The sequence below is a fragment of the Streptomyces sp. CBMA29 genome (assembly GCF_014596445.1).
Taxonomy (GTDB): Bacteria; Actinomycetota; Actinomycetes; order Streptomycetales; family Streptomycetaceae; genus Actinacidiphila.
Genome location: NZ_MECL01000213.1, coordinates 1 through 22,920, shown reverse-complemented (window position 1 = coordinate 22,920; position 22,920 = coordinate 1). Strand labels below are relative to the sequence as shown.

Here is a 22,920-nt window from a genome sequence, read left to right as displayed (position 1 = left end):
GCGGCCGGAAGGAGTCCGGCCGCCCGCACAACGAGGAGTCACAGCACATGGTGGAGATCAAGACCGACGCGGCGCTCGACGCGATGCGCGAGGCGGGGCGCGTCGTGGCGCGGGCGCTCGCCGCCGCACGGGAGGCGGCGGCCGTCGGCGTATCGCTTCGGGACCTGGACGCGGCGGCCCACGCCGTCCTGGACAAGGCGGGCGCCACGTCCCCCTTCCTCGGCTACCAGCCGTCCTTCGCCCCCTCCCCCTTCCCCGCGGTGATCTGCGCGTCGGTGAACGACGCGCTCGTGCACGGCATCCCCACCGACTACCGGCTGCGCGATGGCGACCTGGTGAGCATCGACTGCGGCGCGGTGCTCGACGGCTGGGCGGGCGACGCCGCGGTCAGCTTCATCGTGGGCACGCCCCGGCCCGAGGACGTGGAGCTGATCGCCGCCACCCAGCGCGCCCTGGACGCGGGCATCGCGGCGGCCGTCGTCGGCCACCGGCTCGGCGACATCTCGCACGCGGTCGGCGCGGTGGCGCGTACGGCGCGCTGCGGCATGCCCACCGACTTCGGCGGCCACGGGATCGGCCGCCAGATGCACGAGGACCCGCATGTGCCCAACCGCGGGCGGCCCGGACGAGGCTTCCCGCTCCGCCACGGGCTCGTCCTCGCGATCGAGCCGATGCTGATGTCCGGCGGGCGCGACGAATACCGTACGGACCCGGACGGCTGGACGCTGCGCACGGTCGACGGCAGCCGCGCCGCGCACATCGAGCACACCGTCGCGATCACCGAGCAGGGCCCGCGCGTCCTCACGCTCGTCTGATCCGCCCCCGGGCGCCGCCGCCCGCCCGCGGTCCACCCGTTGCCCGCCCGCCGTCCACACGTCCGGAGTACGCCACGTGCCCCGCGGGCCGCCCGTTGCCTGCCCGTCGTCCGAAACGGGCACTTCCACGGGCCGTATGGCCAACCACCACACCACCTGATCGCCAGCACCGCTTCTGAACTGGCACTCCTGCCGACCGGTCCGGGCAACACCGGGCAGTTTGTTGTCCGTTATGGGCCGGTCCCTGTCAAAGTGGCGTTGGTATAACTCTTCCACGGGCAAAACCGGGCACGCCTTGCCCGGACCGGCGAAGAGACAGGTGGTGACCGTGAGAGCACAAGAACGCCAACATCGGATCCTCGCGCTCGCACGCCACCAGGGTCAGGTCGAGGTCACCGTGATGGCGGCCGATCTCAAGGTGGCGCCGGAGACCATCCGCCGCGATCTGGGCGTGCTGGAGAGCCGCGGTCTGGTCCGCAGGACGTACGGCGGCGCCTATCCCGTCGAGGGCGCGGGGTTCGAGACCGACCTCGCCCAGCGGGTGACGCTGCATGTCGCCGACAAGCGACGGATCGCCGCCGAGGCCGTCAAGCTGCTCGGCGAGGCGGAGACCGTCTTCGTGGACGAGGGCTACACCCCTCAACTGCTCGCCGCACTGTTGCCCAGCGACCGGCCGCTGACGGTGGTCACCGCGTCGTTGACCACCGCGGCGGCCGTCGCGGACTCCGCCAACACCACTGTGCTGCTGCTCGGTGGCCGTGTCCGGGCCCGGACGCTGGCCACCGTCGGCTCCTGGGCCTGCGACATGCTCGCGGGCTTCGTCATCGACCTGGCCTTCGTCGGATCGAACGGCATCTCCCGCGAACTCGGCCTGACCACACCGGATCCCGTGGTCGCCGACGTCAAGGCCAAGGCGCTGGAGGTCTCCCGGCGCCGGATCTTCATGGGCCACCACAGCAAGTTCGGCGCGAGCAGCTTCTGCCGCTTCGCCCAGGTCGGCGACTTCGAGGCGATCGTCACCGACACCGGTCTGTCCAGCGCCGAGGCGCACCGCTACGCACTTCTGGGACCCCGCGTCTTCAGAGTCTGACCCGCGGGCCCGCCCCGCGCCGCTCCCCCCGCTCCCCTCCCCCCACCTCCCCGGTACGCCGATCCGGGCTACCCCCTGCCCTCCCGCACCACGACTCCCGCTCCACCCACCCTCATCCCCGGTCATGAAAGGGACGAATCATGACACCGAGAACGAGAAGCCTTCCCCGCCTTCTGCCCCCGCTCGCCCTCGCCGTCTGCGGCACCCTGCTCGCGGCCTGTTCCGGCGCCGGCGGCTCCGGCGGAAGCTCCGGCGGCCACTCCATCAACGTACTGATGGTCAACAACCCGCAGATGGAAGACCTTCAGAAGCTCACCGCCGCCAACTTCACCAAGTCCACCGGTATCAAGGTCAATTTCACGGTGCTGCCCGAGAACGACGTCCGGGACAAGATCACCCAGGACTTCTCCAGCCAGGCGGGCCAGTACGACGTCGCGACCATCAGCAACTACGAGGCGCCGATCTACGCCAAGAACGGCTGGCTCGCCCCGCTCACCGCGCACACCAAGTCCGACACGGCCTTCGCGCAGAGCGACATCCTGCCCGCTCTCCAGCAGTCGCTGACGTACAAGGGCGACATCTACGCCGAGCCCTTCTACGGCGAGTCGTCGTTCCTGATGTACCGCAAGGACGTCTTCGCGGCGAAGAACCTGACGATGCCCGCCAACCCGACCTGGGCGCAGGTCGCGGACCTCGCCGCGAAGGCCGACGGCGCGCAGTCCGGCATGAAGGGCATCTGCCTGCGCGGCCAGCCCGGTTGGGGCGAGGTCATCGCCCCGCTGACCACCGTGGTCAACACCATGGGCGGCACCTGGTTCGACAAGGACTGGAAGGCCCAGGTCGACAGCCCCGCCTTCACCAAGGCGACGCAGTTCTACGTGGACCTGGTGCGCGCCCACGGTGAAGCCGGCGCCCCGCAGGCCGGGTTCACCGAGTGCCTCAACGACCTGGAGCAGGGCAAGGTCGCCATGTGGTACGACGCGACGTCGGCGGCCGGTTCGCTGGAGGCCAAGGACTCCCCCGTGGCAGGCAAGCTCGGCTACGCGCCCGCTCCGGTCGACCAGACCAAGAGCTCCGGCTGGCTCTACACCTGGGCCTGGGGCCTGCAGAAGGCCAGCAAGCACCAGGACGACGCCTGGAAGTTCATCTCGTGGGCGTCGGGCAAGGGCTACGAGGAGCTGGTCGGCAAGCAACTGGGCTGGTCGCGGGTCCCGGCCGGCAAGCGCACCTCCACGTACAAGAATCCGGACTACGTCGCCTCCGCCTCCGCGTTCGCCAAGGCCACCGAGACCGCGCTCGAGGCGGCCAACCCGTCGAACCCGGGCATCCAGCCGCGGCCCGCGCCCGGCATCCAGTTCGTCGGCATCCCCGAGTTCACCGATCTGGGCACCCAGGTCTCGCAGCAGATCAGCTCCGCCATCGCGGGCCAGACCAGTGTGAAGAGCGCCTTGTCCGCGAGCCAGAAGCTCGCTGAGAAGGTCGCCGACAAGTACGCGGGCAACTGACCGCGACCGCCCCACCCGACGGTTCCCGGCCGCCCCCGGCCCCCCGCACGACGGGGCCGGGCGGCGGGCCCGGGGCGCGAAGCGGAGAGAGACGACTGACACCATGAGCACCCCATCCCTCACCAGACGCATCCGCGCGCCGCAGACCGGGCAACAGCCGGCGCCGCCCACCGCGCGCCGGTCCCCCGGCGCCTGGGTCCGGCGGGCCCCGCTGCTGCCGGCCCTGGTCTTCATGATCGTGGTCACCCAACTGCCGTTCGTCGGCACCCTGGTGATCTCGTTCATGCGGTGGAACGCCCTCGACCCCGGTGACCGTGGTTTCGCCGGCCTCCAGAACTACAAGGAGGAGTTCACCGACCCGCAACTGCGCCACGCCCTGACCACCACGGTCGTACTGACCGTCTCCGTGGTCCTGGTCAGCCTGCTGCTCGGCCTCGGCCTCGCGCTGCTGCTCGACCGGAAGTTCCTCGGCCGGGGCCTCGTGCGCACCATGCTCATCACCCCGTTCCTGGTGGTACCGGTGGCGTCCGCGCTGCTGTGGAAGCACGCGCTGTACAACGCGTCGTACGGCCTGATCAACGGCTCGCTCAACTGGCTGTGGAAGCTGTTCGGCAGCGACAACGCACCGCAGCCGGACTGGCTGTCCACCCACCCGCTGCTGGCCGTCGAGGCGTCGCTGGTGTGGCAGTGGACACCGTTCATGATGCTGATCCTGCTCGCCGGGCTCCAGAGCCGGCCGATGGACATCGCCGAGGCGGCCCGGGTGGACGGCGCGGGAACCTGGCAGATCTTCCGCTATCTGACCTTCCCGTACCTGCGCCGCTATCTCGAACTGGCGGCCCTGCTCGGATCGGTGTACGTGGTCCAGAACTTCGACGCCGTGTTCACCATCACCTCCGGCGGTCTCGGCACCGCCAACCTCCCCTACACCGTCTACACGACCTTCTACCAGGCGCACGACTACGGGCAGGCGTCCGCCGCGGGCGTCATCGTGGTCATCCTGTCGATCATCGTGGCCACCTTCGCGCTGCGCACCGTTTCGTCGCTGTTCCGAGAGGAGACCCGGTGATGGCTACCGTCTCCGTGACCACCGCCCGCCGCCGTACGCCACCCGCAGCCCGCAAGGAGCGGCGCAACCGCTCACTGCTCGGCCTGCTGGCCTGGCTGTGCGGGATCGTCTTCTTCCTGCCCTTCGCGTGGATGGTACTCACCTCCTTCCACAGCGAGCAGGACGCGGCGACCAACCCGCCGAAGCTCGGGGCGTCGCTGACGCTCCACGGCTACCGGGAGTTCTTCGGCTCCGGCACGGGCGTCAGCCCGTGGCCGCCGCTGGTCAACTCCCTGACAGCGGCGGCGGTTTCCACCGCCCTCGTCCTGGTGCTGTCCTTCCCCGCGGCCTACGCGCTGTCGATCAAGCCGGTGCGCAAGTGGACCGACGTGATGTTCTTCTTCCTGTCGACCAAGATGCTGCCCGCCGTCGCGGGCCTGCTGCCGGTCTATCTGATCGCGAAGAACGCGGGTCTGCTGGACAACATCTGGCTGCTGATCCTGCTCTACACCTCGATGAACCTGCCGATCGCGGTGTGGATGATGCGCTCGTTCCTGGCCGAGGTCCCGGTGGAGATCCTGGAGGCCGCCTCGATCGACGGCGCGGGCCTGCCGACCATCCTGGTACGGATCATCGCCCCGGTCGTCACACCGGGGATCGCCGCGACCGCGCTGATCTCGTTCATCTTCAGTTGGAACGAACTGCTCTTCGCGCGGGTGCTGACCGGTGTGGTGGCCGGCACCGCGCCGGTGTTCCTCACCGGATTCGTCACCAGCCAGGGCCTGTTCCTCGCCAAGGTGTGCGCCGCCGCCGTCTGTATCTCCCTGCCGGTACTGGCCGCCGGATTCGCCGCCCAGGACAAACTCGTCCAGGGCCTCTCTCTTGGAGCCGTCAAGTGAAAGCAGCCGTCATCAGCTCCCCCGGTGTCGTCGGCATCGAGACCGTCGACGACCCGGCGCCCGGCCCCCGGGACGTCGTGGTCCAGGTCGCGGCCTGCGGTCTGTGCGGCACCGATCTGCACATCCTCCAGGGCGAGTTCGCCCCGACCCTGCCGATCGTGCCGGGGCACGAGTTCGCCGGTGAGATCGTCGCCGTGGGCTCCGAGGTCCGCGAACTGGCCGTGGGCGACCAGGTGGCGGTGGACCCGTCGCTGTACTGCCACGAGTGCCACTACTGCCGGATCGGGCGGAGCAATCTGTGCGAGCGGTGGGCCGCGATCGGCGTGACCGTCCCCGGCGGCGCCGCCGAATTCGCCGTCGCCCCGGTCGCCAACTGCGTCAAACTCCCCGAGCACATACGGACGGTGGACGCGGCGCTGATCGAACCGCTGTCCTGCGCGGTGCGCGGCTACGACATCCTGCGCAGCCAACTGGCCAGCCACGTACTGATCTACGGCTCCGGCACCATGGGCCTGATGATGCTGGAGCTTGCCAAGCGGACCGGCGCCGCGACCGTCGACGTCGTCGACATCAACGAGGAGCGGCTGACCACGGCCACGGCGCTGGGCTGCTCGCAGGTGGCGACCAACGCGGACGAGATCGCCCGTCCGCGCGGCTGGGACGTCGTGATCGACGCGACCGGCAACGCGCAGGCCATCCAGGACGCGCTGGACCGGGTCGGCAAGGGCGGCACCTTCCTCCAGTTCGGCGTGGCCGACTACGCCGCGCGCGCGACGATCGAGCCGTACCGCATCTACAACCAGGAGATCACGATCACCGGCTCGATGGCCGTCCTGCACAGCTACGAGCGGGCCGCCGAGCTGTTCGCGGGCGGGGTGCTCGACCCGGAGGTCTTCATCAGCGACCGGCTGCCGCTGGTCGACTACGCGTCGGCGCTCGAGCGGTTCAAGGCCGGCAAGGGCCGGAAGATCCAGGTGGTGCCCTGAGCCCTCGGGGCGCCGCGGCCGTGTCCACCGGATAGGCCGATTGTGACCCGGCGGCGGACTTCGACAGGATGGGGCCATGACCGAGATCCGCACGCCCCGCCTGGTCCTGCGCCGCTGGCGCGAGGACGACATCGCGCCGATGGCCGAGATCAACGCCGACCCGGAGGTCATGCGCTACATCGGCGACGGGCTGCCCCGTGACCTGGAGCAGACCGCGGAGTCCATCGAGCGGTGGGAGGAGGAGTGGGACGACGAGGGCTTCGGCCTCTTCGCCGTCGAACTCCTCGCCTCGGGCGAACTGGCCGGGTTCACGGGGCTGTCCGTGCCCGCGTTCCTGCCCGAGGTGCTGCCCGCGGTGGAGGTCGGCTGGCGGCTCGGCCGCCAGTTCTGGGGGCAGGGTTACGCGTCGGAGGCCGCTCACGCCACCTTGGAGTTCGCCCTCCAGGACCGGGGCCTGGACCGCGTGATCAGCATCGCGCAGATCGGCAACGACGCCTCCGAGAACGTGATGCGCAAGCTCGGCATGGTGCCGGACCGCACGACGACGCACCCCGTGTCCGGCCGCCCGCTGCGGGTGCACGCGATCGACCTGACCGAATACCGGGCCTGAGCCGCCCAGGGCCGGGCCCGGGACGGCCGGCGGCTCGGCCGGTCGGTCGGGACGGTCACGGCGGGTCGGCGGGTCGGCGGGTCGGCGGGTCGGCGGGTCGGGAAGCGACGCTGGTCACATGGACACGTCACAGGCTTTTCACTAAGGTTTGCCTTGCCTAAGGCAAACCGTGTGGTTTTCCCTGCCTGCGCACCCGTCGTCGTCTTCGCCCCTTTCCCGCCCGTGGAGTTGTTGACCCATGCCTGCCGTGCCCAGAGCCTCCGCCGTCGCCCTGCTCTCCCTGGTCGTCCTCGGCACGGCCGCCGTCACCGGCTGCGCGAAGAAGAACGACGCCTCCTCCGACGGCGCGATACGGGTGGACGCGGCCGACAGCTCCTGCAAGGTCTCGCGCACGGAGTTCCCCGCCGGTTCCGTCAGCCTGGACGTGCACAACAAGGGCTCCAAGGTCACCGAGGTCTACGTCTACGCGCCGGGCGACCGCATCGTCACCGAGCGGGAGAACATCGGCCCCGGCACCAGCGCCACCATCACCGCCCAGATCAAGGCGGGCACGTACGAGGTGGCCTGCAAGCCGGGCATGAAGGGCGACGGCATCCGGCAGAAGATCACCGTGACCGGCGCCAACGCGCCCAAGCCCGGTGACCCGCGGCTCGACGAGGCCGTCGCCTCGTACCGCAAGTACGCGCAGGAGCAGGCCGACCTGACGATCCCGCTGGTGCAGAAGTTCGCCGACGCGGTCAAGGCCGGTGACGTGGCCGCGGCCAAGGCCGCCTTCGCCCCGTCGCGGGTCGGCTGGGAGAGCACGGAGCCGGTCGCCGAGAGCTTCGGTGACATCGACCCGAAGACCGACACCCGCGAGGACGGTCTGGAGGACGGCCAGAAGTGGACCGGCTGGCACCGGCTGGAGAAGACGCTGTGGGCCGACGGCAAGCTGACGCCCGAGGACAGCACCCTCGCCGACGAACTGGTGGCCGACCTCAAGGACTGGCAGAAGCGGGTCGGCACCGCCGACATCACGCCGACCAGCATGGCCAACGGCGCCAAGGAGCTGCTGGACGAGGTCGCCACCGGCAAGGTCACCGGTGAGGAGGACCGCTACAGCCACACCGACCTGTCGGACTTCAACGCGAACGTGGCGGGCGCGCGCAAGGCGTACGAGCTGCTGAAGCCGGTCGCCGCCGAGAAGGAGCCGGCGCTGTCCAAGACGCTGGACACCGAATTCGCCGACATCCAGACGCTGCTGGACAAGTACCGGCAGGGCGACGGCTTCGTGTCGTACGACAAGGTCACCGAGAAGGAGCGCAAGACGTTCTCCGACGCGGTCAACTCGCTCGCCGAGCCGCTGTCCAAGCTCGCCGCGGCCGTCGCACCCGCCAAGTAACCCTCGGCGTCCGGCTGACCGGACGCCGAGACCGCAGCTCCCCGAGCCGTGGCACTCCCGCACAGGGAGGGTCACGGCTGCGGTGCGCACGACGCAGAACCGATGGAAGGGCCACCGCTGATGGACGAAGCAGCCGGTACCGGCGGCACCGAGTCCGCCCCCGCAGACCCCGAGGGTGCCGAGCCCGCCACGACCGCCCCACAGGGCACGACCGCGGACACCGACACCGACACGAGCACGGGCACGGGCACGGCCGCGGCCGCGGCCGCGGACGACCGTACCCACCGGGCGCTCAGCCGCCGCGCGGTCATGGGCTGGGCCGGTGCCGGACTCGCCCTCGGCGCGGCGGGCGGCGGCTCGGTCGCCGCGGCGGTGACCAGCGGTACGAACGGCGGCTCCGCGTCCTCCGACGGCTCCGTGCCCTTCTACGGCGAGCACCAGGCGGGCATCGCCACCCCCGTCCAGGACCGGCTGCACTTCGCGGCGTTCGACGTCCTCACCGACGACAAGGCGGAACTGGCCGCGCTGCTCAAGGAGTGGACGAGCGCCGCCGCCGCGATGACGGCGGGACGCGAGGTCGGCACGGGCGCGGTGGACGGGCTGGCCGAGGCGCCGCCGGACGACACCGGTGAGGCGCTGGGCCTGCCCGCCTCCCGGCTGACCCTCACGGTCGGCTTCGGCCCGAGCCTGTTCGAGCAGGTCGCGGAGGACGGCACGCGCACCGACCGGTTCGGCCTGCGCGCCCGCCGCCCGGCGGCGCTGATCGACCTGCCGCACTTCCCCGGCGACAATCTCGACCCGGCCCGCGGCGGCGGCGACCTCTGCGTCCAGGCGTGCGCGGACGACCCGCAGGTCGCGGTGCACGCGATCCGCAATCTGGCCAGGATCGGCATGGGCAAGGTGTCGGTGCGCTGGTCGCAGCTCGGCTTCGGCAAGACGTCCTCGACGACGCCGGACGCGCAGACCCCGCGCAATCTGATGGGCTTCAAGGACGGCACGCACAATGTGTCGGGCACCGACACACCGACCCTGGACGGCCATGTGTGGGCGGGCCCGGGGGACGGTCCCGACTGGATGACCGGCGGCTCGTACCTGGTCGCGCGCCGGATCCGCATGCACATCGAGACCTGGGACCGCGAGGGCCTCCAGGCGCAGGAGGACGTGTTCGGCCGCACCAAGGGCGAGGGCGCGCCGTACGGCAAGCCGCGCGAGCGCGACACGCCCGACCTCGGGCTGATGCCGAAGGACGCGCACGTACGCCTGGCCCATCCGGACAGCAACGCCGGGCTGATGATCCTGCGCCGCGGCTTCTCCTTCACCGACGGCTCGGACGGTCTGGGACGGCTGGACGCGGGGCTGTTCTTCCTCGCGTACCAGCGCGACACGCGTAAGGCGTTCGTCCCGTTGCAGCGGCGGCTCGCCGCGAGCGACGCGCTCAACGAGTACATCCAGCACGTCGGTTCCGCGCACTTCGCCTGCCCGCCCGGCGTCCGAAAATCCGGCGAATGGTGGGGGCAGTCCCTGCTCGGCTGACGCCCCCCATCCCCCCGACCAGCGTCCCACCCGTCCCGGCCCCTGGAGTACCGCCGTGTTCGCCAACTATCTGATCGGCCTGCGAGAGGGCCTGGAAGCCAGCCTGATCGTCTGCATCCTGATCGCCTACCTGGTCAAGTCGGAGCGGCGCGAGAGCCTGCCGCCGGTCTGGACCGGCATCGGCGCCGCCGTGCTGCTGAGCTTCGGCTTCGGCGCGCTGCTCCAGTTCGGTTCGTCGGAGCTGACCTTCAAGGCCCAGGAGGCGCTGGGCGGTTCGCTGTCGATCATCGCGGTCGCGCTGGTCACCTGGATGGTGTTCTGGATGCGCCGCACCGCGCGGCATCTGAAGGCCGAACTCCAGGGCAAGCTGGACGCCGCTCTCGCGATGGGCACCACCGCGCTGGTCGTCACGGCCTTCCTGTCGGTCGGCCGCGAGGGCCTGGAGACGGCGCTGTTCGTGTGGACTGCCGTGCAGTCGAGCGACGACGGCGTACGTCCGCTGGTCGGCGCGATGCTCGGTCTGGTCACCGCAGTGATCCTGGGCTGGCTGTTCTACCGGGGCGCGGTGCGGATCAATCTGGCGAAGTTCTTCACCTGGACCGGTGCCATGCTGGTCGTGGTCGCGGCCGGTGTGCTCGCGTACGGTCTGCACGACCTCCAGGAGGCGGGCTGGATCGGCGGTCTGAACAGCCTGGCCTTCGACATCAGCTCCACGATCCCGCCGGACAGCTGGTACGGCACCCTGCTGAAGGGCGTCTTCAACTTCCAGCCGGACCCGACGGTGCTCCAGCTCTGCGCCTGGGGCGTCTACCTCGTACCCACGCTGTACTTCTTCTTCCGCCGCTCCGGCGGTCGGCCGGCCCCGGCCGCGCGGGTCTCCCCCGAGCCGTCGGAGCCGGAGGCCGCGCGCTGATCTCAAGCCCCGGCCACGGGACCCGCGCACGGTCGGCGGACGTCACCGGTGGCCGCGGATCGCGTGCGGGACGTAGGGCGCTTCGAGACGGGCGATCTCGTCGTCGGTGAGGGTCACCTCGACCGCGCCGACGGCGTCGTCCACGTGGGCGAGCTTGGTGGCGCCGACGATGGGCGCGGTCACGGCCGGTCGGCTGAGCAGCCAGGCGAGCGCGATCCGGGCCATGGGCAGGCCGCGTTCGTCCGCGACGGCGCGGACGGCGTCGACCACGTCGAAGTCGGCCTCGGTGTACAGCTTGTCGGCGTAGGCGTCACTCCCGGCGCGTACGGTCCTGCGCTCGCCGTCCCTGCCGCGTGATCCGGCGAGCAGGCCGCGGGCGAGCGGGCTCCAGGGGATGGCGCCGACGCCCTGGTCCCGGCAGAGCGGGAGCATCTCCCGCTCCTCCTCGCGGTAGACGAGGTTGTAGTGGTTCTGCATCGACACGAAGCGCGGCTGCCCCGCCGCCTTCGCCGTGTACTGGGCGGTGGCGAACTGGTACGCGAACATGCTGGACGCGCCGATGTAGCGGGCCTTGCCGGAGCGGACGACGTCGGCGAGCGCCTCCATCGTCTCCTCGACGGGGGTCTCGTAGTCCCAGCGGTGGATCTGGTAGAGGTCCACGTGGTCGGTGCCGAGCCGGCGCAGTGAGGCGTCGATGCCCGCCAGGATGTGCTTGCGGGACAGCCCTCCGTCGTTGGGGCCAGGTCCCATGGGCAGGCAGACCTTGGTGGCGAGCACGTAGTCGTCGCGGTGGGCGAAAAGCTTGCTCAGCAGCCGTCCGGTGATCTCCTCGCTGCGGCCGAGCGAGTACATGTCGGCGGTGTCGAAGAACGTCACACCGCCCTCGACGGCCCGCCGGACCAGGGGCTGCGACGCTTCCTCGTCGAGCATCCACGCCCGGTTGCCCGGGTCGCCGTAGCTCATCATCCCCAGGGCGATCCGTGACACCTTCAGGCCCGTCGTGCCCAGCCGGGTGTACTCCATACCGTCTCCTCGCGTCGTGGTCTCCTTGTCCACGGGTACCCCGGCTGAGACGGATCAATATTGCTGTTCCGGCAACAATGTTTGCCACCGCACGTCAGGTGTCCGATGCTCCGTGCTCGGAGGTGGTCACCATGACCGACAAGGTGAGCGGGAACGGAAACGGGCAGGCGGCGGCGCGTACGGAGGCGGCCGGGGAGCGGCGCTTCGACGTCGTGGTGGTCGGTGGCGGGGCGGCCGGACTGAGCGCGGCCCTGACGCTGGGCCGGGCGCGCCGCTCGGTGCTGGTGATCGACGCGGGCGAGCCGCGCAACGCGCCCGCGGACGGTATCCACAACTACCTGGGCCGCGAGGGCGCGAAGCCCGCGGAGTTGCTGGCCACCGGCCGGGAGGAGGTGGCCCGCTACGGCGGTGAGACCACCGGGGGCAGGGCCGTCTCGGCCGCGCGGCTCGACGGCGGCGGCTTCCGTGTCGGGCTGGACGACGGCTCAGCGGTCCGCGCCGAGCGGCTGCTGCTGGCGACCGGACTGGTGGACGGGCTGCCCGAGGTGCGGGGGCTGGCCGAGCGGTGGGGGCGCGAGGTGCTGCACTGCCCGTACTGCCACGGCTGGGAGGTGCGCGGCCAGGCGATCGGCGTGCTGGGCACCGGCCCGCTCGCGGTGCACCAGGCGCTGATGTGGCGGCAGTGGAGCGAGGACGTCACCCTCTTCGTGCACACCGCGCCCGAGCCGGACGAGGAGCAGTACGAGCGGCTGGCCGCCCGCGGGATCGCCGTGGTCGAGGGCGAGGTGGCCGCCGTGGAGGTGACCGACGACCGGCTGACCGGTATGGCTCTGGCCGGTGGCCGGGTGATCCCCTGCCAGGCGCTGGTGGTGCCCACCCGCCTGGACGCCAGGACGGATCTGCTGGCGGACCTCGGCCTGACCACGGTCGAGCAGGAGATCGGCGGGGTGCCGATCGGCACCCGGGTCGACGCCGATCCGACGGGCGCCACCGCGGTGCCGGGCGTCTGGGTCGCGGGCAATGTGACCGCGCCTGTCGAGATCCTGATCGGCGGCGCCACGGCGGGCGTCAGGGCCGCCGCGGCGATCAACGCGGACCTGACCGAGCAGGAGACGCTGGCCGCGGTGGCCGCGCGCCGCGCTTCCGCGGGCGCCGCGACGACCGCGTAGGGCGCGCGGCACCCGCCGGTACGAGAACGGCACCGACCGGTACGGGATCGGCGCGCCGACGCCGCCGCGCGGACGACCACGACACGCCCATGAGGGCACGCTCAAGAAGCTCAGGAAGATCACAAAGCTCACGAAGATCCTGAAAGTCACAAGGCTCACGAAGCGAAAGGACAGGCCGATGACCGACGACACTCCGGCGACCGAGGAACTCCAGGGCGAGGAGTTCTGGAACGCCCGCTACGCCGGGAGCGAGCGGATCTGGAGCGGCGATCCCAATACGGTCCTGGTCCGCGAGGTGGCCGGGCTGCCACCCGGCCGGGCGCTCGACCTGGGCTGCGGCGAGGGCGGCGACGCGATCTGGCTCGCCGGGCAGGGCTGGCGGGTCACCGCCACCGACATCTCGGGGGTCGCGCTCGACCGGGCGGCGCGGCACGCCGAGCAGGCGGGCGTCGGCGACCGGGTCGACTGGCAGCGGCACGACCTCGGCGCGTCCTTCCCCGAGGGCGCGTTCGACCTCGTCTCCGCCCAATTCCTGCACACCCTGGGCGAGATGCCGCGCGAGGAGATCCTGCGGGCCGCGGCGGCGGCCGTCGCGCCCGGCGGCGTCCTGCTCGTCGTCGGCCACTCGGGCTTCCCCGCCTGGGAGAAGAACCCGCACCCCGAGGTGCATCTGCCCTCGCCGCAGGAGGTGCTGGCCTGCCTCGAACTGCCCGACGGCGCGTGGGAGGTGCTGCTCTGCGCGGATCACGAGCGGATCCAGAACGACCCCGACGGGCGCCCGACCACGCGGACCGACAACGCCGTGAAGGTCCGCAGGCTCCCCGTGTCCGGCTGACCCGACACGCCGGGCGGCACACGGGCCCGGCGCACGACACGCGCGACGCGGGCGGGGTCGCGGACCTCGCGCCTCCCGCCCGCGCGGCGTTCGGCGACACGGGGGGTCTTCACCCCCTGGTCGGCATGGTGTCAGGTATCAGTGGGAACCTGTGCGGCATGACGGAGATCGGACTGCCCCATGGCGTACGAGCGTGCCTCTTCGACCTGGACGGCGTGCTGACGCCGACCGCGCTGGTGCACGCGGCCGCGTGGAAGGAGACCTTCGACGACTTCCTGCGGGACAGGGACGGCGACGGTTTCCGCCCCTTCGACGCGAAGGCGGACTACGACGAGTACGTGGACGGCCGTCCACGCGCCGACGGCGTGCGCACCTTCCTCCAGGCCCGCGGCATCGAACTGCCCGAGGGCGACGACGGCGACCCACCGGACCGGCAGACCGTGAACGGCCTCGGCAACCGCAAGAACGACGTCGTGCTGGAGAAGATCCGCACCGAGGGCGTACGCCCCTACCCCGGCTCGGTGCGCTATCTGGAGGCGGTTCGGGCGGCGGGCCTGCGGACGGCGGTGGTGTCGTCCAGCGCGAACTGCCGTGACGTGCTGGTCTCCGCGGGCATCGAGCACCTGCTGGACGTACGGGTGGACGGTGTTGTCGCCAAGGAGCGGCATCTGCCGGGCAAGCCGCATCCGGACACCTTCCTGGCCGCGGCCGAGGAGCTGGGCTTTGACGCGGCCCGCGCGGCGGTCTTCGAGGACGCGCTGGTCGGCATGGACGCCGGGCGCTCCGGGCACTTCGGCTTCGTCGTCGGCGTGGACCGGGTCGGACAGACCGAGGCGCTGCGCCGGCACGGCGCCGACACCGTCGTGAAGGACCTCGCCGACCTGATCGGAGTGACCGCGTGATCACCGACCCCGCCTATGAGGTCGCCCCCTGGAGCCTGCGCGAGTCCGAGCTGAATCTGGACGTGCTGCCGCAGAGCGAATCCGTCTTCGCCGTCTCCAACGGCCACATCGGCTGGCGCGGCAATCTCGACGAGGGCGAGCCGAACGGCCTGCCAGGCTCGTATCTCAACGGGCTGCACGAGACACACCCGCTGCCGTACGCCGAAGCGGCCTACGGCGACCCGGAGTCCGGGCAGACCGTCATCAACGTCACCAACGGAAAGATCATCCGGCTGCTGGTGGACGACGAGCCGTTCGATCTGCGGTACGGCACGATCCGTTCGCACGAGCGGGAACTGGACCTGCGGGCCGGGGTGTTGCGCCGGGTGTGCGAGTGGGTCTCCCCCGCGGGCCGCGCGGTGCGGGTGCGTTCGACGCGCATGGTGTCCTTCACACAGCGCGCGGTGGCCGCCGTCGCGTACGAGGTGGAGCCGCTCGACGGCAGCCTGCGCGTGGTCGTGCAGTCGGAACTGGTGGCCAACGAGGAGGTGCCGCGCAGCGAGGGTGACCCGCGGCGGGCCGCCGCGCTGGAGAACCCGCTGGTGCCGGAGGAGAACTTCGCGTCCGGCACCCGGCTGCGGCTGGTGCACTCCACGGCCCGCAGCGGGCTGCGGCTGGCCGCCGCCGCGGACCACCGCGTGGACGGCCCCGAGGCGACCACGAAGGTCTCCTCGGAGTCGGACGACCACGTCAGCAGGCTCACCATCACCTCCGTACTGGAGTCCGGGCAGCGGTTGCGGCTGGAGAAATTCGTCGCGTACGGCTGGTCGGCGACCCGCTCGCTGCCCGCGCTGCGCGACCAGGCGGACGCGGCGCTGGTCGGCGCCCGCGACACCGGGTGGGAGGGCCTGCTGGAGCAGCAGCGCGCCTATCTGGACGACTTCTGGGACCGGGCGGACGTGGAGGTCGACGGCGACACCGAGATCCAGCAGGCGGTGCGCTTCGGGCTCTTCCACGTCCTGCAGGCCGGTGCGCGGGCCGAGGAGCGGGCGATCCCCGCCAAGGGCCTGACCGGCTCGGGCTACGACGGCCACACCTTCTGGGACGCCGAGACCGCTGTGCTGCCGGTGCTGACCTTCACCGCGCCGCGCGCGACCTCGGAGGTGCTGCGCTGGCGCCACAACACCTTGCCGGCGGCGCAGGAGCGCGCCCATCAACTGGGCCTGGCCGGTGCCGCGTTCCCGTGGCGGACGATCAACGGCGCCGAGGCGTCCGGGTACTGGCCCGCGGGCACGGCGGCTTTCCACATCAACGCCGACATCGCCGACGCGGTGGTGCGCTATGTGACGACCACGGGCGACCGGGACTTCGAGGAGAAGATCGGGCTCGAACTCCTCGCGGAGACCGCCCGGTTGTGGCGGTCCCTGGGTCATCACGACCACGCGGGGGCCTTCCACATCGACGGCGTGACCGGGCCCGACGAGTACAGCGCGATCAGCGACGACAACGCGTACACCAACCTGATGGCGCAGGCGAATCTCGTCGCGGCGGCGGACGCCGCCGAGCGCCATCCGCGCCGGGCAACCGAGTTGGGCGTCACCGACGAGGAGACCGCGGCCTGGCGGGACGCGGCGGCGGCGATGACGCTGCCGTACAACGACGAGCTGGGGGTCCACGAGCAGTCGAAGGGCTTCACCCAGCACCAGGTGTGGAATTTCGCCGAGACCGATCCGGCGCACTATCCGCTGCTGCTCAACTACGCCTACTTCGACCTGTACCGCAAGCAGGTGGTCAAGCAGGCCGACCTGGTGCTGGCGATGTTCCTGCGCGGCGACGCCTTCGAACACGCCCAGAAAGTACGGAACTTCGCGTACTACGAGCCGTTGACCGTCCGCGACTCGTCGCTGTCGGCGTACTGCCAGTCCATCATCGCCGCCGAGGTCGGCCATCTCCAACTGGCCTACGACTACCTCGGCGAGTCGGCGCTGATCGACCTCGGCGACCTGGAGAACAACTCACGTGACGGCCTGCACATCGCGGCGCTCGCCGGTACGTGGACGGCGCTGGTGTCGGGGCTCGGCGGGATGCGGCTCTTCGACGGCGACCCGATCCGCTTCGCGCCCCGGCTGCCCGACGCGCTCAGCCGGATCGCCTTCCGGCTGGCCTTCCGCGGGCGCCGGCTGCGCGTCGAGGTCACCAGGAGCAAGGCCACCTACACCCTCGCGGAGGGCGAGCCGATCGAGGTCCTGCACTACGAGAAGTCCTTCATGCTGACCGGAGAGCACCCGGTCAGCCGCGACCTGCCGGAGATCGAGCACCGCCCGCAGCCCTCGCAGCCCCCGGGCCGGGCGCCGCGCCGCCGCAACCAGCGGCCCGGCTAGGGCGTGCCCCGCGGGAACTCCCGCGGGAACACGGTGGGGTCCGGCCGCTGGGCAGCGGCCGGACCCCACTCGGTTGTTCTCTCACGGGCGGTGGTGCGTGGTGCGGGAACGGGTATGCCCGTCAGTGCTCGCGCGCTGTCACCGATCGCGCTGTGTCAGCGTCGGGCGAGCAGGCGCACGCCGTCGCCGGCCGGCTTGTACGGCAAGGCGTAGTGCTGGAAGATCGCCTCCTCGTCCTCGACGGGCAGGACGTCGTCCGTGCCGATCGAGGGGGCCGACTTCACCAGTGCCTTGTCGTACGGGACCTTCACCCATCCGGGGCCCACGATCACGTCCGTGACGGGCACGAAGGTGAGCCGGTGCCTGGTGGGCAGGCCGATCTGGACCGTGACCATCAGCGGCTCGTCCGTGCCGGTGTCCACGTACACCGCTTCGAGGGAGCCGATCTTGTGTCCCTCCGAGTCGACCACATCGTGGTCGCGCCATTCGCGGAGATCAGCGGGCTTGATCATGACGAGTCCTCCTGGTGACGTGCTGTACCCGTTCACTTTCCTTGTGCCCCGGTCCACGCGCCACACGCACGTGGCAGTCGGGTCAATCCGTGCTCACCTCCGACCGGTCGCCGCCCCACAGCGTGTGGAAAGAGCCCTCGCGGTCGGTGCGCCGGTAGGTGTGCGCGCCGAAGAAGTCGCGCTGACCCTGCGTGAGCGCCGCGGGCAGCCGCTCGGCGCGCAGCGCGTCGTAGTACGCCAGCGCCGCGGAGAAACCGGGCGTGGGGACGCCGTGGCCCACCGCGGTCGCCACGACGGACCGCCAGTCGTCCTGCGCCGCGCCGATCTCCTCGGCGAACTGCTTGTCGGACAGCAGGCTCGGCAGGTCGGGACGGCTGTCGAACGCCTCCTTGATCCGGTCGAGGAACGCGGCCCTGATGATGCAGCCGCCGCGCCAGATCGACGCGACCGCGCCCAGGTCGATGTCCCAGTCGTAGGTCTGGCTGCCCGCCTGGATCTGGTGGAAGCCCTGGGTGTACGAGACGATCTTGGACGCGTACAGCGCCTGCTCCACCCGGTCGGCGAAGGCGGCGGCCTCGGCCTCGCCGAGTACCGGTCCCGAAGGGCCCGGCAGGTCGCGGGAGGCGGCCCGCAGCTCGCCGTGGCCCGACAGGGAGCGGGCGAAGACCGCCTCGGCGATGCCGGAGACGGGCACGCCCAGGTCGAGGGCGATCTGTACGGTCCAGCGGCCGGTGCCCTTCTGCTCCGCCTGGTCGGCGACGATGTCCACGAACGGCTTGCCGGTGGCCGCGTCGGTGTGCGCGAGCACCTGCGCGGTGATCTCGATCAGATACGAGTCCAGGCGCCCGGTGTTCCAGGTCGTGAAGGTCTGGGCGATCCGCTCGGGCGGGTAACCGGCGACCTCGCGCAGCAGGTGGTACGCCTCGGCGATGAGCTGCATGTCGGCGTACTCGATGCCGTTGTGCACCATCTTCACGAAGTGGCCGGCGCCGTCGGGGCCGATGTGCGTCGTGCAGGGCGTGCCGTCCTCGGCCTTGGCGGCGATCCGCTCCAGCAGCGGGCCGAGCGACTCGTAGGACTCGGCGGACCCGCCGGGCATGATCGACGGGCCGTTGAGCGCGCCCTCCTCGCCGCCGGAGATGCCGGTGCCGACGAAGTGGATGCCCTGCTCGCGCAGTTCCCGCTCGCGGCGGCGGGTGTCGGCGAAGTGCGCGTTGCCGCCGTCGATGATCACGTCGCCGGACTCCAGCAGCGGCGCGAACTCCTGGATCACCGCGTCGGTGGCCTCCCCGGCCTTGACCATGATGACCAGCCGCCGCGGCCGTTCCAGGGCCGCGACGAACTCCTGCGCGGTCTGCGCGGCGATGAAGGAGCCCTCGTCGCCGAACTGCTCCACCAGGGCGTTCGTCTTGGCGGTGGTGCGGTTGTGCAAGGCCACGGTGAAGCCGTGGCGGGCGAAGTTCCGGGCGAGATTGCTGCCCATCACTGCCAGCCCGGTGACGCCGATGTCCGCCGATCCGCTCATGCGATGTCTCCACACTTGTTGGTGTGCGTCTGCGTACGTCTTCCTGCCGTGCAACGGTGGCCGGGGCCGTGCGCTTCCCGTGGCCCCACTGTCGAGCCTGCCTCTTCCTGCGGCCCGCAGCCACCCGTGCGGACCGCTCCGGCCGGGCCGGGTCGCTCCGGCTGCCCGATGATGGCAGGAGCGGGCCATGGAGAGGAGCCGTCGTGGCGGACGCGAAGAACACCGACGCGAACAGTGGCGCGAACAGCGACGCGAAGACGGGCTCGGGCTCGGGCGACGACAACGGCGCGGGCCAGGAGCGGGACCGGCTGGCGAAGTACCGCGGCATGCGGCGCTTCGACCGCACCGACGAGCCCGAGGGCGGTGCGGCGGCCCCCGGCGACGACCCGTCCTTCGTCGTGCAGATCCATGACGCGACCCGGATGCACTTCGACTTCCGGCTGGAGGTCGACGGGGTGCTGAAGTCCTGGGCGGTGCCGAGAGGGCCGTCCACCGACCCGCGCGACAAACGGCTCGCGGTGCCCATCGAGGACCACCCGCTGGAGTACCGGGAGTACGAGGGCGTGATCCCCGGCGGCCAGTACGGCGCGGGGCCCGTCATCGTCTGGGACCACGGCACCTACCACCCGCTGACGGACGGCGGCCCCGAGGCGTTCGCGCGGGCCCTGGAGCGCGGTCACGCCTCCTTCGAACTGCGCGGTACGAAGCTGCTCGGCGCGTACGCGCTGACCCGTATCCACCAGGCCGCCGACGGCGGTCAGGGGGACGCGGCGGACCCGGCGTGGCTGCTGGTCAAGAAGAAGGACGCGCACAGCACGCCGGGCCGCAGGACCACTCCGGATCCGCGCAGGGCCCACTCGGTCCTGACCGGCCGCACCCTCGCGGCGGTCGAGCGCGAGGAGCCGCCGGAAGGGCCCTCCGGACCGGGGGCCGCCGAATCAGGGGCCGCCGGATCAGGGCCCGCGTGAGGACGGCCGCCGCGCGGGCTACGGCTGGGTGAGGCGTTCCATCAGGGCCAGCGCCTCGATGACCGTCTCGCGCTCTTGTGGCGTGTAGCGGTCCTGGAAGGCGCGGGCCAGCCACTCCTCGCGGGCCACGCGGTTGCCCTGGACCCGCTCGCGGCCCGCCGCGGTGAGCACGATCAACTGCCTGCGGCCGTCGCGGGGATCGGGGTGGCGCTCGATGAACCCGTGCTGTTCGAGCGCCCCGAGCGCGACGGCCATCGACTGCGGGCGGACCCCCTCCGCGGCGGCCAGCGCGCTGGCGGTGGACTCCTCGCCCTTGCCCAGCCTGCTGAGCACCGAGGTCTGGGAGGGGGTCAGGTCCTGTGTGTCGGCGATCTCCCGCAGCCTGCGCAGCAGACGACTGACCGTCACCCGCAGGTCGTGGGCCGCTTGGACCGCGGTCTGCGAGATGTCCTCGGTGCTCTCTTCCATACCCCTACCGTAAAGAGACCGGCGGCCGGGCGCGGCACGGGAGTCCGTACCGCGGGGAAGTTCTGGCTCTCAGGACCGGGATCTCAGGCCGGGATCTCAGGCCGGGATCTCAGGGTCGGGCTCTCAGGGCCGGGCCGGGGGCGACCAGATGTACGGCGTCGTGGTCGTCACCGCGTGGAAGCCGAGGCGTCGCAGGATCGGCGCGCTGTCGTCCGAGGCGTCGACCTGGAGGTAGCGGATGCCCCGGGCGGCGGCGATACGGGCGCGGGCGGCGACCAGCGCGCGGTAGATGCCCCGGCCGCGCCACGCCTCCAGTGTCGAGCCGCCCCACAGCCCGGCGAAGTCGGTGCCGGTCCTGACCACCAGCCAGGCCGCCGAGACGACCAGACCTTCGGCCTCCGCGACCAGCACGACGACCTCGGTGGGCGCGGCGGCGATCCGGCCGGTCAGGTCGTCGGCCAGCCACCCCCAGTCCTGGCCCCACACGGCCGACTCCATGGCGGCGATCCGCCGCAGGTCGGCGTCCGCGGTGACCTCGCGCAGGACGACGCCGTCCGGCAGTACGGGGCCCGCCGTCATCTCCGCGGCCCGCCCGATCACGACGGTTTCGCGCTCCTCGGGCACGAAGCCGGCCGCGAGCAGCCGCTCGGGCAGGTCGGCGGGCCGGTCGTGCGCGCGCGTCTTCCACTCCACGGTCTCGCCGCGCGCCGCGAAGAAGTCGCGCTGGCGCGCGATCAGCCGGTCGAGCTCCGCGCCCTCCACCCCGAGGTCGGGCGGTGTGCTCACGAAGCCGCGGTACTGCCCGCTGAGCCGCAGGACCGGTCCGTCCCGCTCGCATCTGACCCCGGCGGAGAGGTTCGGCGGTGCGCCGCGCATCTGCTCGTCATAGGCCGCGAGCAGGCCGTCACTGTTCGTCATACGAGCCAACGCTACGAAGGCCCGCAAGTGGTTTTCGCGGGTCCCGTACCGCGCCGCGATGAGTTTGCGGTCCGCGGCCGGTCTACCGGGGCATGACCACTACCGGATACGTACCGCCCCGGATCGTCGACCGCGCCGCTCGCCCTTACGCGGCCGTCCGGGCCCTTGTCACCCTGGAATCGGTCGACACCATCGCCCACCGCGTCCCCGAAGTCGTCGGGCGGCTGTCCGCGCTCGGCGTGGAGTCCGCCGGGCCGCCCTTCCTCAAGTACAACGTCATCGACATGGCGGGGCAGCTCGAGATCGAGGCGGGCGTGCCCGTCGCAGGGGCGGTGGTGCACGACGGCGACCTTTTCTCCGGCGTGCTGCCCGCGGGCCGCTTCGTGACGTACACGCACCTCGGCAGCCCCGCCGGGCTCGTCGGCGCCACGGCGCTGCTGCTCGACTGGGCGTTGGCGGCGGGGCTGCGCTGGGACATGAGACCGACTGCCGAGGGCGACCGGTGGGGCTGCCGGATGGAGAGCTACCGCACCGATCCGCGTTCGCAGCCCGACACCACGAAGTGGGAGACGGACCTGGAGTTCAGACTGGCCGACTGAGGCCGCGCGGGCCTATCGCGGCTCGCCCGGATAGGTGCCGAAGTACCAGTGATTGCCCTCGATGTCGCGGGCCGCGAAGTCGCGGGAGCCGTAGTCCGTCTCGAACAGCTCGGTGGTGATCTCGGCGCCCGCGGCCTTGGCGCGCGTGTGCAGCGCGTCGGGGTCGGCGGTGACGACGTAGGCGCCGAAGGAGCCGGGGGGCCGCTCGGCCCAGGTGCCGTCGGGGTCCTCGCGGACCGAGCCGAGCATGATGCCGCCGCCTTCCGGCCAGGCCAGTTCGGCGTGCGCGACGGTGTCGCCCTCCCCGTAGACCGCGGTCTCCTCGAAACCGAACGCGTCCACGAGGAAGCGGATCAGCGCGCGGGCGTCGCGGGCGCGCAGGGTGGGCCAGACCTGGGGTGGCGGTGCGGTTCTCGCTCGCGCGCGGCCGCCGTCGCTCGCGCCCCGCTCCGGGTTGTCGCCAGTGCTCTCGATCATGGGGATCGGACCTCCTCGGTGCTGCCGATGTGCTGCCGCTGTGCTGTCGCGTCCAGCCTCACCCGGGCGGGTGGTGCCCGGATTGGATGTTTCGGCGCTCCTCGGCCAGCCACAGTGTCGGCGGGCAGCCCGCCAGGGCCCGGAATTCGCGGTCCATGTGCGCCTGGTCGAAGTAGCCGCGGTCAACGGCGATCCTGGCCAGCCGCCCCTCGGCGGCGCCGTACGAGGCCAGGCCGCGGCGGGTGCGGTCGAAGCGGATCACCCGTGCGGCGGCCTTCGGGCTGAGCCCCACCTCCGCCGCGAAGCGGTCCCGCAGCCGCCGCTCGCTCCAGCCGACGTCGGCCGCCAGCCGCGCGACGCCGATCGTGCCGCCGGTGGCCGCGA

General features: G+C 71.5%; 23 protein-coding genes. 16 read left to right on the top strand and 7 right to left on the bottom strand.

Annotated elements, in window-relative coordinates:
• Nucleotides 1-47: 47 nt before the first annotated feature.
• The 10 genes from map to efeU all read left to right on the top strand — a co-directional run bounded on the left by map (nucleotide 48) and on the right by efeU (nucleotide 10,780).
• Complete coding sequence (gene map / locus BGM09_RS28555; protein WP_188284605.1) at nucleotides 48-815, top strand: type I methionyl aminopeptidase; 768 nt, start codon at nucleotides 48-50, stop codon at nucleotides 813-815.
• 328 nt (nucleotides 816-1,143) lie between these two features.
• Nucleotides 1,144-1,905 carry a DeoR/GlpR family DNA-binding transcription regulator gene (locus BGM09_RS28550; RefSeq protein WP_188284604.1) on the top strand — a complete coding sequence of 254 codons (762 nt, stop codon included), beginning with the start codon at nucleotides 1,144-1,146 and terminating at the stop codon, nucleotides 1,903-1,905.
• Between the two features lie 140 nt (nucleotides 1,906-2,045).
• Nucleotides 2,046-3,410 (top strand): ABC transporter substrate-binding protein, encoded by a 1,365-nt coding sequence (locus BGM09_RS28545; RefSeq protein WP_188284603.1) that lies wholly within the window; start codon nucleotides 2,046-2,048, stop codon nucleotides 3,408-3,410.
• Nucleotides 3,411-3,513: 103 nt separating this feature from the next.
• The gene (locus BGM09_RS28540) at nucleotides 3,514-4,479 is read left to right on the top strand and encodes a carbohydrate ABC transporter permease (protein ID WP_188284602.1); all 966 of its coding nucleotides are present in this window, start codon (nucleotides 3,514-3,516) and stop codon (nucleotides 4,477-4,479) included.
• A complete protein-coding gene (locus BGM09_RS28535) occupies nucleotides 4,479-5,357 on the top strand; it encodes a carbohydrate ABC transporter permease (RefSeq protein WP_188284601.1) in 879 nt (292 codons plus the stop codon). The genes BGM09_RS28540 and BGM09_RS28535 overlap by 1 nt, the downstream gene beginning before the upstream one ends.
• Nucleotides 5,354-6,343, top strand: coding sequence for a zinc-dependent alcohol dehydrogenase family protein (locus BGM09_RS28530; RefSeq protein WP_188284600.1), 990 nt, complete (start codon nucleotides 5,354-5,356; stop codon nucleotides 6,341-6,343). Before BGM09_RS28535 ends, BGM09_RS28530 begins: the two co-directional genes overlap by 4 nt.
• Before the next feature lie 76 nt (nucleotides 6,344-6,419).
• Complete coding sequence (locus BGM09_RS28525; RefSeq protein ID WP_188284599.1) at nucleotides 6,420-6,953, top strand: GNAT family N-acetyltransferase; 534 nt, start codon at nucleotides 6,420-6,422, stop codon at nucleotides 6,951-6,953.
• 238 nt (nucleotides 6,954-7,191) lie between these two features.
• Nucleotides 7,192-8,334 (top strand): iron uptake system protein EfeO, encoded by a 1,143-nt coding sequence (efeO, locus tag BGM09_RS28520; protein ID WP_188284598.1) that lies wholly within the window; start codon nucleotides 7,192-7,194, stop codon nucleotides 8,332-8,334.
• Nucleotides 8,335-8,454: 120 nt separating this feature from the next.
• Complete coding sequence (gene efeB, locus BGM09_RS28515; RefSeq protein ID WP_188284597.1) at nucleotides 8,455-9,867, top strand: iron uptake transporter deferrochelatase/peroxidase subunit; 1,413 nt, start codon at nucleotides 8,455-8,457, stop codon at nucleotides 9,865-9,867.
• Nucleotides 9,868-9,922: 55 nt separating this feature from the next.
• Entirely contained in the window at nucleotides 9,923-10,780 is an 858-nt protein-coding gene (efeU, locus tag BGM09_RS28510; protein WP_188284596.1) for an iron uptake transporter permease EfeU, read from the top strand.
• Nucleotides 10,781-10,822: 42 nt separating this feature from the next.
• On the opposite strand, the gene BGM09_RS28505 is transcribed toward efeU, so the two are convergent.
• Nucleotides 10,823-11,803: an aldo/keto reductase gene (locus BGM09_RS28505; protein ID WP_188284595.1), complete on the bottom strand. Its 981-nt coding sequence runs from the start codon at nucleotides 11,801-11,803 to the stop codon at nucleotides 10,823-10,825.
• A 131-nt stretch (nucleotides 11,804-11,934) separates the two neighbouring features.
• Between BGM09_RS28505 and BGM09_RS28500 the strand changes: the two genes are divergently transcribed.
• From BGM09_RS28500 to BGM09_RS28485, 4 genes are all read left to right on the top strand, one after another.
• Nucleotides 11,935-12,972, top strand: coding sequence for an NAD(P)/FAD-dependent oxidoreductase (locus BGM09_RS28500; RefSeq protein WP_188284594.1), 1,038 nt, complete (start codon nucleotides 11,935-11,937; stop codon nucleotides 12,970-12,972).
• 178 nt (nucleotides 12,973-13,150) lie between these two features.
• Nucleotides 13,151-13,807, top strand: a complete 657-nt coding sequence (locus tag BGM09_RS28495; protein WP_188284593.1) for an SAM-dependent methyltransferase — start codon at nucleotides 13,151-13,153, stop codon at nucleotides 13,805-13,807.
• A 158-nt stretch (nucleotides 13,808-13,965) separates the two neighbouring features.
• Nucleotides 13,966-14,709: an HAD family hydrolase gene (locus BGM09_RS28490; RefSeq protein ID WP_188284592.1), complete on the top strand. Its 744-nt coding sequence runs from the start codon at nucleotides 13,966-13,968 to the stop codon at nucleotides 14,707-14,709.
• Nucleotides 14,706-17,069 (top strand): glycoside hydrolase family 65 protein, encoded by a 2,364-nt coding sequence (locus tag BGM09_RS28485; protein ID WP_188284591.1) that lies wholly within the window; start codon nucleotides 14,706-14,708, stop codon nucleotides 17,067-17,069. The genes BGM09_RS28490 and BGM09_RS28485 overlap by 4 nt, the downstream gene beginning before the upstream one ends.
• Nucleotides 17,070-17,224: 155 nt before the next feature.
• On the opposite strand, the gene BGM09_RS28480 is transcribed toward BGM09_RS28485, so the two are convergent.
• Together BGM09_RS28480 and gndA are read right to left on the bottom strand one after the other, a co-directional pair.
• Nucleotides 17,225-17,581 carry a PRC-barrel domain-containing protein gene (locus BGM09_RS28480; RefSeq protein ID WP_188284590.1) on the bottom strand — a complete coding sequence of 119 codons (357 nt, stop codon included), beginning with the start codon at nucleotides 17,579-17,581 and terminating at the stop codon, nucleotides 17,225-17,227.
• Between the two features lie 82 nt (nucleotides 17,582-17,663).
• A complete protein-coding gene (gndA, locus tag BGM09_RS28475; RefSeq protein ID WP_188284589.1) occupies nucleotides 17,664-19,106 on the bottom strand; it encodes an NADP-dependent phosphogluconate dehydrogenase in 1,443 nt (480 codons plus the stop codon).
• 308 nt (nucleotides 19,107-19,414) lie between these two features.
• Between gndA and BGM09_RS28470 the strand changes: the two genes are divergently transcribed.
• Nucleotides 19,415-20,074 (top strand): DNA polymerase ligase N-terminal domain-containing protein, encoded by a 660-nt coding sequence (locus BGM09_RS28470; protein ID WP_223187742.1) that lies wholly within the window; start codon nucleotides 19,415-19,417, stop codon nucleotides 20,072-20,074.
• Between the two features lie 18 nt (nucleotides 20,075-20,092).
• On the opposite strand, the gene BGM09_RS28465 is transcribed toward BGM09_RS28470, so the two are convergent.
• The gene (locus tag BGM09_RS28465; RefSeq protein ID WP_188284588.1) at nucleotides 20,093-20,542 is read right to left on the bottom strand and encodes a MarR family winged helix-turn-helix transcriptional regulator; all 450 of its coding nucleotides are present in this window, start codon (nucleotides 20,540-20,542) and stop codon (nucleotides 20,093-20,095) included.
• Between the two features lie 123 nt (nucleotides 20,543-20,665).
• The gene (locus tag BGM09_RS28460) at nucleotides 20,666-21,460 is read right to left on the bottom strand and encodes a GNAT family N-acetyltransferase (RefSeq protein ID WP_188284587.1); all 795 of its coding nucleotides are present in this window, start codon (nucleotides 21,458-21,460) and stop codon (nucleotides 20,666-20,668) included.
• A 92-nt stretch (nucleotides 21,461-21,552) separates the two neighbouring features.
• Between BGM09_RS28460 and BGM09_RS28455 the strand changes: the two genes are divergently transcribed.
• Complete coding sequence (locus BGM09_RS28455; RefSeq protein WP_188284586.1) at nucleotides 21,553-22,059, top strand: GyrI-like domain-containing protein; 507 nt, start codon at nucleotides 21,553-21,555, stop codon at nucleotides 22,057-22,059.
• Nucleotides 22,060-22,071: 12 nt separating this feature from the next.
• Here the strand turns inward: BGM09_RS28455 and BGM09_RS28450 are convergent, their stop codons facing one another.
• Together BGM09_RS28450 and BGM09_RS28445 are read right to left on the bottom strand one after the other, a co-directional pair.
• Nucleotides 22,072-22,536, bottom strand: a complete 465-nt coding sequence (locus tag BGM09_RS28450) for a VOC family protein (protein WP_188284585.1) — start codon at nucleotides 22,534-22,536, stop codon at nucleotides 22,072-22,074.
• A 58-nt stretch (nucleotides 22,537-22,594) separates the two neighbouring features.
• On the bottom strand, nucleotides 22,595-22,920 hold a 326-nt coding region (locus tag BGM09_RS28445; RefSeq protein WP_188284584.1), incomplete at its 5' end, for a helix-turn-helix domain-containing protein.